This window comes from uncultured Bacteroides sp. (assembly GCF_902491285.1).
GTDB lineage: Bacteria > Bacteroidota > Bacteroidia > Bacteroidales > Bacteroidaceae > Bacteroides.
Genome location: NZ_CABUHK010000006.1, coordinates 58,158 through 73,906, shown reverse-complemented (window position 1 = coordinate 73,906; position 15,749 = coordinate 58,158). Strand labels below are relative to the sequence as shown.

The window sequence follows — 15,749 nt, the reverse complement described above, 5'->3', positions numbered from 1 at the left end:
ATGTATCCGGATATCTCCCACGCTAATTTATTTCAACTCAAAGGGTACAATCCCCTTAATATCTCTCGATGAACTTCCGATAACCGCCTCAAACTTGCCCGGTTCGGCTATCCACTCGTGTTTTGTGTCATCGAAGAAGCTCAATGCTTTCTTATCAATTGTCAGCGTCACCGCTTGCTCTTCGCCCGGAGACAGTCTCACTTTTTGGAAAGCTTTCAGTTCTTTCACCGGGCGGGGCAGAGAGGATTTCTTATCGCTGATATAAAGCTGGACGACTTCCTGACCTTCACGGGTTCCCGTATTCTTCACATTGACAGTAAACGAAATCGTATCGTCGGCAGTCATTGTTCTCTTATCAGCAGAAGGTTTGCTATAAGCGAAAGTCGTGTAGCTCAATCCATGTCCGAACGGGAACAACGGTTTGATTTTTTCTTTATCCGCCCAACGGTAACCTACAAAAATATCTTCGTGATAAGTTTCGTTAATGGTATCCCCCCTGTGCTTCGACTTTGCCAATTCTTCTTTATTGCCCGGATATTCACCCAGTTTATGAGCACCCACATCATCCAATTTTACAGGGAAAGTGAAAGGAAGTTTTCCGGAAGGGTTTACGTCTCCCACTAAAACCGAAGCAAGAGCCGTGCCGGCTTCCGAGCCCAAGAACCAGCCCTGAACAATGGCGGGAACTTCATCCACCCAAGGCATAGCTACTGCATTACCGGAGATATTGACAAATATCAGGTTTTTATTGACTTTTGCCAGTTCACTTACTACCCTGTCCTGTGCATATGGCAGACCTAAAGAGGCACGGTCTGTATCCTCACAGTCCTGATGATTACTCTTGTTCAGTCCACCGAAGAAGATTACATAATCCGCATCCTTAGCCACTTGCAGAGCCTCAGCGAGAAGTTCGTCTTCCGAACGGTTATCTTTCAAGTTCTGACCGGTTTTGACGCCGCTATATTCACTGGTAGGATCACCTACATATCCACGTGCATACACAATTTTAGCCTGTGAACCAATACGTTTCTTTAAACCATCCAATGGAGAAATCTCATATTTAGTCTTCAAAGAAGAACTGCCACCACCTACTGTCATCATCTTAATGGCGTTTTCACCGATAACGGCTATCTTCTTCGCCTTATTCAGGTCGACAGGCAATACATTATTCTTATTCTGCAAAAGAACAATGCCTTCTTCACCAATCCGGCGTGCGGCTTGCCCGTGTTCGGGAGAACCTAAAGAGCCGAACGGCCTATTGGGATTCATGGAAGTACGGAAAATAAGACGAAGAATATTATTCACCTTTTCGTCCAGTTCTTTGGTTCCAACTTTACCTTCCTTTATCAGTTTCAGATAAGGATAGGCCTGATAATAGTTATCATAAGCATTGCGGGTGCCGGTAGAAAGCCCGTTCGTCCAAGAACCAAATTCCATGTCCAAACCGTTATGAATAGCCTGATCGGTATTATGTACACCTCCCCAATCAGATACCACTACCCCATCGAATCCCCATTCATCACGAAGGATGTCTTTAAGCAAACGTTTGTTATGACAGGCATGTTCTCCCCGATAGAGGTTATAGGCACCCATAATTGCCCACGTCCCACCTTCTTGAACAGCAGCTTTGAAAGCCGGCAGATATATTTCATAAAGAGCACGGTCACTCAAATGAACATTAGTGGTATGTCGTTTGAATTCCTGATTGTTCAATGCGTAGTGTTTTACACAGGTCGCCACTCCGTTCTCCTGTACTCCCTTAATATAAGGAACTACCATTACAGAAGATAGATACGGATCTTCGCCCATATATTCAAAGTTACGTCCGTTCAAAGGGGTACGATAGATATTCACACCGGGACCGAGCAGAATATCTTTCTTGCGATAGCGAGCTTCCTCACCGATACTCTTCCCGTAAAGATACGACATTTCGGGACTCCATGTAGCCGAAAGACAAGTCAACGCCGGATAAGCCATACAAGAATCATTAGTCCATCCGGCCTGATTCCATTTATCCCACAAAACCTCGGGACGGATACCATGAGGACCGTCTGTTGTCCATACCTCGGGAATACCCAAACGAGACACACCTGGTGAACTGAATTTAGACTGGGCGTGAATCATCGCCACCTTTTCTTCGAGTGTCATACGGCTTAGTGCATCTTTCACCCGTTCTTCAACAGGCTTATTTGCATCCAAATACACCGGCACCTGCGCCAAAGCAGGCAGTGCAGTCGCCATGGACAAGCCCAATAAAATTGATTTGAGTTTCATGTTCATTACTTTATATTAAAGGCTACACAGTAAGGCAATATACCTCATACGGTTGCCGCAAAGATAGAATGCCCTTAAACTCATAAGGGGAGAATTTGTCTTTTTCGTGATACATTTATGTCTTCTCCATTAAAAAGCTAATTTTTAACATTCCATTTTCGGCTAAAAGCCTTACCTTTGTTTGGTAATTATACAAACACACTTAATCTCAAAATCCCCGCTATGAAAAGAAAATCGTTACTATACCTATTTCTGCTCATATCTGTTGCCGTCCACGGAAATATCTATTTTAAACACTTAGGCAAATCAAACGGTCTGTCACAAATATCAGTACTCTCCATCTGCCAGGACGAACTGGACAGAATGTGGTTTGGTACACTCGAAGGCTTGAGTTGCTATGACGGAAACCAAATGCGAACTTATAAACCGTCTCCGGACAACAAAGATTATTTTGGCGGCAATGAAATATCCAATATAGTAAGTGACAAACAAGGCAGCCTATTTTTCACTTCTGACGGAAACCTCATCCGCTACGATCTACACAAGGACCGTTTCCTGCCGTTGCCGCTACGCACACAGGCTTTATTCGCACAGAATCATACCATATGGACCGCTGTCAATGACAGCATTTTCCAATGGGATCGGGAAAAAGAAACATTCAAATTTGTCTATCAAGCCCCTTTCCACAAAAGAATCATCCGACTCTATGCAGACGTAAACAACAGCCTTTGGCTGGGTACCAGAAACGGACTTTACAGAACAGATAATATCCATACCCCGTCATCACCCGTCTGCGTGATTCCGAACATCAACGTACTTTCATTGTATCGCGACAGCCGGGGCGCAATGTGGGTGGCTACCTTCCGCAACGGCATGTACAAGATAGAGAACGGAATCAGCCAACAATTCACCATTCAGGACGAATTCGGCATCTCCAACAATGACGTGCGTTGCTTTGTGGAAGATAACGAAGGAAGTATCTGGCTGGGCACCTTCAACGGGCTGAACAAGATAGACACATTGGGACATGTTTCTTATTATCAAAAAGGGAGCAAACCCGGAAATTTACGCCACTCTTCCATTTTTTCCCTCCACAAAGACCGGCAAGGTACTATCTGGGTGGGTACCTACTATGGCGGGGTCAGCTACTTCAACCCCGAAGTGGATATCTTCAGCCACTATACCGAAAGTATCGGTAATGAGAACGGACTAAGTTTCCCCTTTGTTGGGAACATGGTGGAAGACAAGCATGGAGACATATGGATTTGTACCGAAGGGGGAGGGCTGAACTGTCTGGAGCGGAAAACCGGACGATTCACCCACTACCTGATGGACGCAAAATCACCCAACGGAATATTCTACAATCTGAAATGTATCACCTACGATGCCGCAAACGACCGGCTCTACATAGGCACTCACAAACAGGGTGGCTTATGCTTCGACATTCCAAGCAAAAGGGTTGTCTTCCACTCCAAAGAGTTTGGAGATACTTGGATAAAAACAGCGTTCAAAGAAGGAAAGCTCTATCTGCTCACAGGAAAAGGTATGTTTTTCAAAGAAGGAAAAGAAGACTTCCAAAAACTACTTCCCCAGACTCCGGAAGCAAACACAGAGGGAAGCAATTTTCTGATAGATTCTCAAAATTACCTTTGGATAACCCACTGGAAGAAGATTATCCGTATCAACATGAACAATCCAAAAGAGAAGTATATCTACCAATACGGTGAAAACGGACTGGGAAAGTATTATGTACAGAGCATGGTAGAAAGCCACGACGGTACCCTTTATTTCGGTACTTCCGGCAGCGGCATCTACCGGTTCGACAGAGAAAGGGAGAAATTTATAGCCTGCACGGATATTGATGCCGACTATTGCTACAATATGGTCATCACCGACAAGGGATATCTGGCAATCAATAACGACCACGGTCTCCTTATTTATCATCCGCAAACCAAAGAGAAGCGGATAATTGATGTGGAAAGCCTACACCTTTCCGCTATCAATGAAGGTTGCGGGCTTCTGATTTGCCGTAACGGAGAAACGTTTGTAGGCGGTGTAGAAGGAATGAGTTCGTTCATGAACTCCTCTTTGCAGAAAATCGCCCCGAAGTACAATCTTTATTTTTCTTCTTTGGCAGTAAACAACCGGGGTATCTCCGTCGGAGCAGATGACGGTATTCTGAAAAGTGCCCTACCCTTTGTCCGCCAGATAGAGTTAGCACACAAAGAAAACAACTTCTCCATCAATTTCTCTTCCAACAATTACGTTAGTAATACCGATAGGAAGATTTACGAATACAAGATGGAAGGATTCAGCAGAGAATGGAACAGAACCAACGGTAACACTGTGGTATTCACTAATCTCTCCCCCGGAAAGTATAAGTTGGTAATACGTGAACAACAGCAAAGTCCACTCGATGAAGTGCATGCCATTGAACTTCCCATTCTCATCCACCGCCCCTGGTGGAATACCTGGTGGATGTGGATTCTTTATCTCTGCACAATCACCGTCATAGGTTGGAATATCTTCCGTGAAGCACGTTCCAAGATGCGACTCCGCGCTTCACTGGCACAAGAAAAACTGGAAAAAGAAAAGAACGAAGAACTGATACAAGCCAAATTGCAGTTCTTTGCTAACATCTCCCATGAGTTTCGCACACCGTTGACACTGATTATCACACAAATAGAAGCACTGCTTCAGAGCAATAGTCTCTCTCCTTTTCTGCGCAGTCGCCTGACAAAAATCTACAGAAACACATTCCAGTTCAAGGAACTGATCTCCGAATTACTGGATTTTCGGAAGATGGAGCGTGGAAAACTGCATCTGAACGTTTGCCAAATGGACATCATTCCCTACTTGAAGCAAATCCATCAAGACTTCACCGACCAGGCGGACTTACAGAATCTACAGTTTATATTCCATACAGAAGTAGAAAGTCTGTTGTGCTGGTTTGATGGACGACAACTGAGAAAAGTCCTCACCAATCTGCTCTCCAATGCCTTCAAGCATACGCCCGAAAAAGGGAAGATAGAACTGCAAATCACTGATAGAGGAGACTTTATTCATATTAAAGTAATAGACTCCGGCAAGGGTATTCCTCAAAATGCTCTACCATTTATCTTCGACCGCTTCTATCAGGCGGACGAGGGTTCCTCGTCACCCGGCAGCGGCATCGGTCTGGCTCTTTCGAAGGGCATTGTGGAACTACACCACGGTCAAATCGAAGTGCAGAGTGCAATAGACTACGGAAGTATCTTCACTGTAACATTGTCCAAAGAGAATCCGTTCAAAGATGATAGCTACGTCACTTTCGTAGAAGCAGACAAAACGGGATATGAAACAATACCTGCACCGCTCACCGAGACTGCCGAAGCGGAAGAATGTGCAACGGAAGAAACACCCGAAGCGCTCCCCTCCGGAAGAACGGACAAGGACTGCGTACTCATTGTAGAGGATAACGAAGAACTGCTCCAACTGCTCACTGACCTGCTCTCACCGCTCTACCGGGTAGTTATTGCCATGAACGGAAAGGACGGACTGCAGAAAGCGATGGAAGAACGTCCCGACCTCATACTGAGCGATGTCATGATGCCGGAAATGGACGGCATCGAGATGTGTTCCAAAATCAAAACCGACTTCGACCTCTGCCACACTCCCGTAATACTACTCACCGCCCTCACCTCGAACGACAAGAAGATGGAAGGGCTGCAATGCGGTGCCGACGAATATATCGGAAAGCCTTTCAACAACAGAATGTTGCAGGCTCACATTGCCAATATACTGCGTAACCGGAAACTGCTGAAACAGAAGTTCAGCCAGGAAATGGCAACCAGCAAGTCTCCTGTTGAAATTGGAATACAGGCACTGGCACTCAACCCTATTGATGCCAAGTTCCTGGAACAATTAGAGGAAACAGTCAAAGCACACCTCTCAGACTCAGAATTCGATGTCAGTGTCCTCGCCAAAGAAATGGCCTTGAGCCGCAGCGCATTCTACAACAAACTGAAAGCCTTGAGCTGTATGTCTCCTAACGAGTTTATTATGAATGCCCGTCTGAAATACGCGGCAGAACTATTGAAGAATCATCCCGAACTGCAAATCACGGAAATTGCCTATCAGGCAGGATTCAGTTCCCTACGCTACTTCCGCCATTGCTTCAAGGCCTGCTTCAATCAGTCACCACAAGAGTATAGAGGAAAGTAATAGAAATCCCGTTCCGCTGCAATAACGGAACGGGATTCACTTTCTGATACCCTAAACCAATTGATTCTATCAGTTCTTTCTTATTTTTCTGCTTCCGCCCATTCTCTGGCGCCTTGTTCTTTCAGTCTGGAAGTGAAAGCCTTCGCCTTTTCCATCACCGCTTCCTCTTCAGCAGGAGCAGCATAAGCGTGTCTGTATCCTTTCACCTTATTCCATTCGCCACGGGTAAAGTCGGGGAACGCAACGGAAGCACAACCGTTGTCCATAGAGAGTTCACCCAACTCGGCGAGGCAACACCATTCTGCCAAATCGTAAACGTCCATATCTAAAGGAAGACCATTCTGCAAACAGTAAACCAAGCGGCTATCCATGATGAAATCCATGCCACCATGACCGCCCACTTCTTTCGCCATCTCACCATACTTTTTCAAGATAGGATGTTGGTACTTTTCCACTAAAGCCACCATCTCCTCTTTCGGCATGAAGCCGTGTGAGTTCAGGTCGTCCACCTTGGGCTGGACACCGGAAGCCTTCAACTGCTCTGCGTCAAGAGCATACCCTTGAGTCGGATATTTATTGGCAAACCCCTTAGTACCTGTCAGTTGATAAAGACGGTTGTAGGGTTGCGGAGTCATCACGTTATGCTGGATTTCGATAACCTTGCCATTAGCAGTGCGAATCAAAGTAGTAGTGTGGTCGCCGTTGCGGAAATTATTACAAACAGAATCGGCATTCTCTTTCACCAAGTCCTTACCTACAACCGATTTGGTATCCATAGCTACCAAAGTCTCCATACGGTCGCCACGATGAATATCGAGCGCCTGTGCCACAGGACCAAGACCATGAGTAGCATACACGTCACCACGATGACGCATGTTATAGTCAAGGCGCCAGCCCAACTTGTCACTTTCACCTTTCTTCCAATAATGCTTCCAGAAAGGAGCCAGATTATGAATGTAAGCACCCTGCGCACGAATCACCTCACCAAACACGCCTTGCTGTGCCATATTCAAGGTATTCATCTCAAACCAGTCATAACAGCAGTTCTCCAGAATCATACAGTGCTTACGGGTCTTCTCACTGAGATCAACCAGCTCCCAGCACTCTTTCAGGTTCATAGCCGAAGGCACTTCAATCGCTACGTTTTTTCCATTCTCCAATGCGCATTTCGCCACAGGGAAATGATGCAGCCAGTCGGTTGCAATATAAATCAAATCGATATCATCTCGCTTACACAATTCTTCGTAGCCTTTTTCACCTGAGTAGATGGCAGCCTTGGGCAGAGAAGCATCTTTCAGATATTTCTGACATTTCTCGGCACGCTCCTTTTCATAGTCGCACAACGCTACAATCTGTGTTCCCGGAATATAAGTGAAACGTGACACGGCACCCGGTCCACGCATACCTAATCCTACAAATCCCACACGCACCACTTCCATCTTAGGAAGTGCCAATCCGATGACGCTTTCCTGTCCGGCAGGACGTTTAGGAGTTCTCACAACAATTGTCCCTTTGTCCCAACTCCACTCTGTACCCTTGTCACTGACCTGCACAGCAGATTGCTGCATCGTGCATGAACCTAATATGAAACATAGGCCCAACGCTAAAAAATGAATCATTCTCATATATAATTATTGATTATTTTACACTATGTTTATTTCAATATAACATTGTTTTAATTCTAAGACTAAATTAATAGTCACAACTTTCAAACATAAACCATTCCAAGTTCATGAAATCCCGCTCTGTCATATTCGGTTCATTTGCCTTGAACACCAATACCAATGCATGAACACCAGTCACCGGTTTCACCTTCGCCTTATGAATAGAATAGGCAACTTCTCCATTCATTGGATTTAATTCACAAGTACCAATAAGTTCCCCATCCGGTTTATCCAATCGAATTTCAATAGTACCGGCAGCATTCTTTCCCCACGTTTTACAGATGAAAGAATTTGCCCTCACCCCTGTAAAATCAAAATATTTCCAATAAGCATAATCACCATTTCGGATAGCTGATAAATATTCTACCGGAACGTTATGTTCTAGACGCCGAACAACCACCGTAGCATGACCTGACAAAAGACAAGCCCTTGCCGCATCCATACGCGATAAAGGATTAATAGGCCCCCCACAACCTTGGGTGGTCATTTCTACTTCATTGATAGTTCCATCCGGATTAAACACAATGGGTTCTATACAAACCTTGCGCATGGATGAACTAGCATGGGTAGGTCGATGATAAAAGATATACCACTTCCCATCTATTTCAGCAATAGAACCGTGATTATTCACTAGATTCCGGTCGCTCCCCCAATTGTCTATAATTACTCCCCGATATGTATAAGGACCTAATGGAGAAGTAGCCGTAGCATAGTTCAGGGTAGCACAATTGGATTCACCGTGACGCTGATGCCCGGCATATACATAATAGTAGATGCCATTCCGTTTACGAACCGAACTGCCTTCATTGAATGCATGTTCATTATAGGTTAACAGTTTCTCATGTACTTCACCTTCGATAGATAACATATCCTTACTCAGTTTCGCTCCTTTAGCATTGGCTTGTCCCCAGAATAAATAAGCTTGCCCGTCATCATCAATAAAGACCGAAGGATCAATTCCATGAATTCCTGTTATAGCTTTTCCCTCCTTAAAAGGTCCATAAGGAGAAGAAGATACGGCAACACCTTCATCTTCCTTTTCATTCGTCAGGCAATAGTATAAATAGTATTTGCCGTTGTGATAGATACAATCCGGAGCATAGAGCAACTGGTCGGTATAATCAACTTGCTTTCCTATACCTTTTGTAGCGAAAGAAAGCTGTTCCACATCCCAATTTATCAAGTCAGAAGTCGATAACACATCATAGGTATGCGAACACCAAACATTTGTCGGCTCATCACGCGAACCATATACATAAACACGTCCATCAGGCATCTGCCTGGCCTCCGGATCGGCAATATACACACCCGGAGGAGAAATAGGATTGAGCATTCGATGACTAGTCTCAAGTAACCTGGAAACCTTCTTGGCCGTTTGTTTAATCATATCACCACTCACCTCACAATTCTGAGCCGACAATCCCAAACAAAAAGTTAAGAGTGAAGGAAATAGTATTTTACTTCTCATAATTTAGCATTTTATAGTTCTATTAAAGCTTATATCACTAACCATATTTATCACAACGAATTGATTCTTCCGTCAATTCAAATTTGAACAAACTACGGTAATAAATTATCTCATCCTCCTTTTACTACTCATTCGTACCATAATCTTTCTTTCATCTCCATCTAGCCGACATTCGGCCTCCAACATACTATAGCCTTTGATGGGATACTCATTCTCATAAGTATTCTTTGCCATATAAGTTTTAAATGTAGCTCCTATAGGAGAGATGATTTCCATATAGAAATGCTTACCATCTTGTGTCAGATGTGCTCGATTACCTTCCACTTCCACTTGAGCCTTAGTAGAAGATATCCACGAGACGACAGATTGTGGGCTAAGTAATTCCACTTCATCCGTTATCTCTATTGTAGAGTAAGTAGAGGTGGTGGACTGCCCTAAAGCATCCACACACACTACTGAATAAAAAAACAATTAATAACCAGTTTTTTCTTGTTATCCTCATCCACCTTATATCTTTAGAAGTATAATTATTGTACATTTATCACTACTATTTGTTGATGAATCTGAACCAATTGAAGTCCGCATATCCTTCCACACCTTCCTCTGTCGTGCTGAAATTGAAGAGGCCGAAGTGGTTTCCAGTCCAACGGAATCCGTTTTTCATTTTCAATTCATTGCCAATCGGACGATAGTTTACTCCATCAAGGCTATAGAACAACCGGGCTTCAAAATTACGGTCTGTTACGCGGGCACGAATCCATAATTTATCACCTGCAAAGTTGTCAATGCTTTCTATGGTTTCTCCATTATTACACATTACTATTTTGCGTTTTCCCTCATTTTGCGTTACGGCTACATAAGCATATGGTTTCTGGAAAATACCGAATCCCGCAACATTACCATTCTTTAGTCCGGTGACGTCCATTTCTACCGTTCCTTGCGACAAGGGGCCTTGCGTACGTTGTGTTAACGTGTTGCGTGCGTCGTGCAAGTTAGTGGCTTTCGACGCTTTAATCCGCATATAGCCTTTTCGTTCGGTCAACGACCAACGGGTAGGATCCGGATTGTGGTTCCACTGCCATTGCAGCCCTAACTTCTTGTCGTTAAATTCATCCGACGTGGCGGGTGCCTTCATTTTGTAGGTCTTACCCACATTTGGTTTCGGATAGGTCACCGCATCCTTGCCGTTAACTCCCAACATCGGCCAGCCGTCTACCCATGTCACCGGCACCAAATTTGCTGTACGAGCGATAGGCATACGATCTTGCATGATGATGAACCACCAGTCTCCATTTTTTAGTTGCACCATACCTCCCTGATGAAATCCATATGGAGGATATGGGTCATTGTCATTCATAATCAGCTTATGTTCATACGGTCCGTAGATGTTGTCTGAGCGCAGGCAGATTTGCCATCCTTGACCTCCCCCTGCCGGACAAGTGATATAATACTTCCCGTTTATTTTATAAGCGTGGCTACCTTCCATGCCGAATCCTCCTCCGAATTCGTGGGCGTTTTTGAATCTCTTTTCCCAGATTTTCACCGGTTTTCCTTTGACGGATTTTGCGTCGGCATTCAGTTCGGTAACATAGAGTGTACCTTGCCCATGAACAACATATACCTTGCCGTCGTCATCGAAAAGCAATCCTGGGTCGTACATAAATTCCGGGAAAATGGTACGTTCCCAAGGTCCTTCTATTTTGTCGGCTATGCAAATGGAGAAATTACCTTTTTCCCGTCCCCACCCGTCAGGAGTACAAAATCCTACATAAAATTTACCGTTATGATAGCGAATAGAATTGGCCCACGAACCATTCATATAGAGTGAACCATTTTTCAGATCGTAACGTTCATCTTCGTCGTAACGTTCAATAGCATAACCTGCCATCTCCCAATTGACCAAATCCTTAGAGTGAAGGATGGGACACCCGGGGACGTATTGCATACTAGTTCCTATCAAATAAAAATCATCTTTCACACGAATTACATCTGGGTCTGCCCAATCTCCCCATAAAATGGGATTTGTGAAAGTTCCATCACCATTATCAGGCATCCATACATTCTTCGTAGCATAGTTCTTTTGTGCCCATAACAAGGGAATGAAAGAAAGGATGATAAGTAGTGTAAGTATTCTTTTCATATAAAAATGTTTTATCTCATATTCAATACGGTTTCTTTTCCGTCTGGAGCAACGGCCTTTACTTCAATGTTGGTCGGTAATTCGGAAGCCTCAAATGAAGTCCGGTTGGAGACATAGACTAATCGATTATTGTCTTTATTATAGACTTTATAGGCCACGCCATTACAACCTGTCACCTGAATCTTATTACCACTTCTAATAACGTTTCCGCCTGTCACGGTTGCGTTCTCCTGATAAGTCTTCATATTGCTTTCGCAAATGTACTTAAAATCATGTTTCGGTTTAGCAAAACCCAATTTCCTAATGCGCTCCTTCATATTGTTCACATCGGTTTCAGAAATTTTGTAGATTCCTGTCATACCATAATCTACAATTGAGCAATCCGCTTCGCGTATATATCCCCAGTTTTCAAAAAAATCAGTCAAATCTAATTGAGCAATCTTACAACAGGTATAGGCAAACTCCATCTGATGCTGTCCGGCATTACGTGCATTTTCAATATCAGCATCAGTACGACGAATTTCTTCATATAGATCTTTGTAGAAATCTGGCTTATTTGCTACTTTCACCATATATAAATACAATTGCCAAAATGGAACCAACTGACAAAATACATTCTCACCCGTACGACCGGGATAATTGATCTTGATATGCGGGCATTTGTCAACAAACGCCGTATTCATAGCAGGCTCGTAGTCACCGTTCTTCTCCAAACGAGATTGATTTCCTGACAAATGCTGGATATATAAAGACTGGATATTATTAGTGACTTCCGTCATGCCTGTCCATTTCAATCCTGGGCGAGTTTGGTTCATGTGTCCTACTTCATGTGATGGTCCCCAACTTTCTTGTTTCAAATTTTCCAAACTGCACATGCTCCCCATGGTACTTACATTATATCCGGTATGATAATTTGTAGCATACATATAAGAATCACTATAGAAAACACTGAAAAGCATACGATTTTTACTCAAACGGTCATACTTCACTGCACCTTGAAACTCCTGTTCATTGTACACTAAGTCATCATAGAACTGCACAAATCCCTTTCCATCGTTCTCTTTCTTCAAATCGTTAACTGGAAAAACGATGTGAGCATACTTACCTATTACATCAAAATGTGGCGCGACATTAGCAGTCAGCAACTTATTCCAATCTTCGGGTGCATTCTTCTCGTTATCAAAGTATCCATTTACATCTCCCGATGCGAAGTGGATTTTAACGGGGGCACTTGTTTCATAAGCCGATGTATGATACATCACATACACTAGTCCTTTTTGCGACATTTTCAGTCTATTCATACCATTTCGCAATAAATAATTGGTATAGGAGTACCAACCATCTTTCTCCGGAGTATCAAAATTGACTACACGCAACCCAATGCTTTCTACGGAAGGATTATCTACAAAAGCCACTAATGTGCTTCCTTCCTTCACATAGATGCCAGTCACGTTATCTAGCAAATCATAAGGAGTCACTTTATTTTCTTTAGCATGTACATCCGGATGCGGATATGCCTTAAATTCATTCACACGAAATTGTGTATATTCATCGCGATTGTAATAAATGTATGTGGCAATTTTCTTAAAGAACGGATATTCACATGCGTTGATGTCCTCCAGTGTAATATCGGTTTTCAGTGTGGAGCAAATGTTGTCAGCAAATAGTGTGGTAGTGTCGAAAGCGACATCGTTTTGACCATAAAATTCAATTTCGCCTGCCGAAATATAATTTTGGTAAGAGTCATATACCTTCAAACGAATGGTATGTGGGTGCGTCACTTCCTTATCAAAACTGATAAATGCGATAACCCCTTCTTTCTGACCGCAGTCTCCACTACCTACCTTTTCGAACTTTTCGGGACTTTCATACGTAGATGCTTCGATATCAAACTTTCCCCATACGCCTCCTTTGTTATTTTGGGAACGCGGGTAATATATCATACTGTTTATACTCTCTTCCTTATTATCAGCGAAATAGAAATCCAATGTATAATACTCTATTTTTAACAATTCTGGTTTCAAATGCTCGAAGACCTCTGTCCAAGGATCATAGTTTTTACCAAACCATTCCATACCCCATGCGCTTTGGAACAATGAAGTAATATCATCATCAAATAGTGCATCAACAGTCCCTCCTATATAATTCGTCGGACCTTCTTTCTGCGTTCCCTGATATGATTTGGCACCAATAATCTTCACCTTCTTTGTATCAGAAGGAAGATTGTCTATATCCACCTCTTCGGCATTATAATCTCCCCGACCTTTTTGAGTAACTTCTACACTTTTAGAAGTACTGCCAAGTACTGATGTGAATACCACAGTACCGCTACGTAGCTTAGCATTGTTGTTGGGCACAACCGAAAAGGTAAACTTCAATCTTTTCTCACTTTTAGTTACTTTTTCCTCGCTAATCCAATCGGGACAAGAAACAGTAATTTCGATATCTGATTCGGTTGTCACATTAATAGTGAAAATTCCTCCCGATTGCCCCACAGACTGGGTGGTGGCAGAAAGACCGAAATTAATTTCTTGAACAACGCTTTCGTCCTCTTTACAGCTACCCCAGCAAAGCAAGCATAAAATGGATAAAATTAAATTGTGTATTTTCATAACTTTATAATAGTACGAATTAATGAAAAAGTAGATGTGGCGAAAATACAAAACTTTTGCCACATTCTACATCTGTTTTTAGTTTCTTGCACTATAGAATTCTATTTCATTGGCTCTAATATATTCACCCATGGCATCATATATCGCAATCTTCACTCGTTTGGCTCCCTTTATGATTCCTTTCTTTGTGAGAGAAATCCATACGAAACCGGTGTTTACATATAGGAAGTCCAATTGATTCTTAACTTTTACAAAGTCATTACCATCTGCAGTTGTGGAAATCCAAATGTCTGTCTTTCCCCACCGACCATTTGCATTACTATTCGGGTAGAACTTCATGTAATCAATACTTTCATCATTGTTTGCCAATGTCAAAATCAGATAATTATCTCCGTTAGCCAATGGATATACCTTTGATAAGGTACCAGGTGACATTGGCCATTTTTGAAATTCAGTAAAGTATTGATTATAAACCTCCGGATTATAAAGCACAGCATCCTCTTTTGCGTAAGGACCAGAGAAGCCAGTATTGGGATTTCCATCGCAAACTAATTGAACAGTAGCATTTTCCGGTTCAAGAGTGTTACCACGAGTACCGTAGGAAGCATATGCCTTTTCTATACCCAATTTATATACTTGCTCAGTCGGCGTAAAATTCCTATCAATTTCTCCATCGTTAGGTTCTGCCGGTTGAACCACTGATACAATTTTATAAGTTCCAATATTATTGGGGTTCTCAAAGGATATCTTACCATTTCTTGTTCCAATGTCATCATTCTGTTCAATTCTGAATATGTAAATCCATCCAGGTTTTTCGTCAATTGACGCTCTATCGAAAGCTTTTTTTGAAATGAAGGTAATCCAATCTTCACACGTTACATTAAAATCTAAATTCTTATCTGCGGCATCACTCCAAACCGTAATTTCTATTTCCTTCACTTGCTGATCATCAAGTGAAATAGCACTCTTGTCCACAGTGAAATTAATGTAATCTGGAGCTGCGGTCTGTGTCACCTCTACTGCTTTCAAAGCTCCGCGGGCGGTAAACTGGATCTTTCCGTTTTTCTTTTCCACATTTTTGTTAGCATCTACTTTAAATGTATAGACTTCACCTTCCGGAGTGATTTCCGTATCCTCAAGAGTCACCCAGTTCGGACATTTCACCGTCAGTTTTTCTCTAAGATTGGAAGTGGCAGTAAGAGTAAATGCCTGCCCTTCGGCTGGTATGCGTTCCAATGTTTCGGGAAAAACACTAATGCTATAATCTTCAATTGTATTTTCAGTTTCACTACAAGAACAAAGTCCTAATAGCAAACCAAAAACAAATAGTAAGCTATGTATTTTCATATTCTTTACTTATTAAATTAGTATATCGATTACAAACTGCC

8 protein-coding genes are annotated in these 15,749 nt (G+C 42.7%); 1 reads left to right on the top strand and 7 read right to left on the bottom strand.

All coding sequences use genetic code 11. From position 1 onward, the window contains the following. Positions 1-27: 27 nt before the first annotated feature. Positions 28-2,280 (bottom strand): glycoside hydrolase family 3 C-terminal domain-containing protein, encoded by a 2,253-nt coding sequence (locus RDN93_RS02775; protein ID WP_308744128.1) that lies wholly within the window; start codon positions 2,278-2,280, stop codon positions 28-30. 216 nt (positions 2,281-2,496) lie between these two features. Between RDN93_RS02775 and RDN93_RS02770 the strand changes: the two genes are divergently transcribed. After that, positions 2,497-6,477, top strand: coding sequence for a two-component regulator propeller domain-containing protein (locus RDN93_RS02770; protein ID WP_308744127.1), 3,981 nt, complete (start codon positions 2,497-2,499; stop codon positions 6,475-6,477). Between the two features lie 80 nt (positions 6,478-6,557). Here the strand turns inward: RDN93_RS02770 and RDN93_RS02765 are convergent, their stop codons facing one another. The 6 genes from RDN93_RS02765 to RDN93_RS02740 all read right to left on the bottom strand — a co-directional run bounded on the left by RDN93_RS02765 (position 6,558) and on the right by RDN93_RS02740 (position 15,708). Beyond that, entirely contained in the window at positions 6,558-8,102 is a 1,545-nt protein-coding gene (locus RDN93_RS02765) for a Gfo/Idh/MocA family oxidoreductase (protein ID WP_308744126.1), read from the bottom strand. Positions 8,103-8,169: 67 nt separating this feature from the next. Further along, positions 8,170-9,609: a family 43 glycosylhydrolase gene (locus RDN93_RS02760; RefSeq protein ID WP_308744125.1), complete on the bottom strand. Its 1,440-nt coding sequence runs from the start codon at positions 9,607-9,609 to the stop codon at positions 8,170-8,172. A gap of 105 nt (positions 9,610-9,714) precedes the next feature. Next, positions 9,715-10,080 (bottom strand): hypothetical protein, encoded by a 366-nt coding sequence (locus RDN93_RS02755; RefSeq protein WP_308744124.1) that lies wholly within the window; start codon positions 10,078-10,080, stop codon positions 9,715-9,717. A gap of 76 nt (positions 10,081-10,156) precedes the next feature. Beyond that, positions 10,157-11,749 (bottom strand): glycoside hydrolase 43 family protein, encoded by a 1,593-nt coding sequence (locus RDN93_RS02750; protein ID WP_308744123.1) that lies wholly within the window; start codon positions 11,747-11,749, stop codon positions 10,157-10,159. Between the two features lie 11 nt (positions 11,750-11,760). After that, the gene (locus RDN93_RS02745) at positions 11,761-14,361 is read right to left on the bottom strand and encodes a M60 family metallopeptidase (RefSeq protein ID WP_308744122.1); all 2,601 of its coding nucleotides are present in this window, start codon (positions 14,359-14,361) and stop codon (positions 11,761-11,763) included. A gap of 78 nt (positions 14,362-14,439) precedes the next feature. After that, positions 14,440-15,708 (bottom strand): BACON domain-containing protein, encoded by a 1,269-nt coding sequence (locus tag RDN93_RS02740; protein WP_308744121.1) that lies wholly within the window; start codon positions 15,706-15,708, stop codon positions 14,440-14,442. Positions 15,709-15,749: the final 41 nt, after the last annotated feature.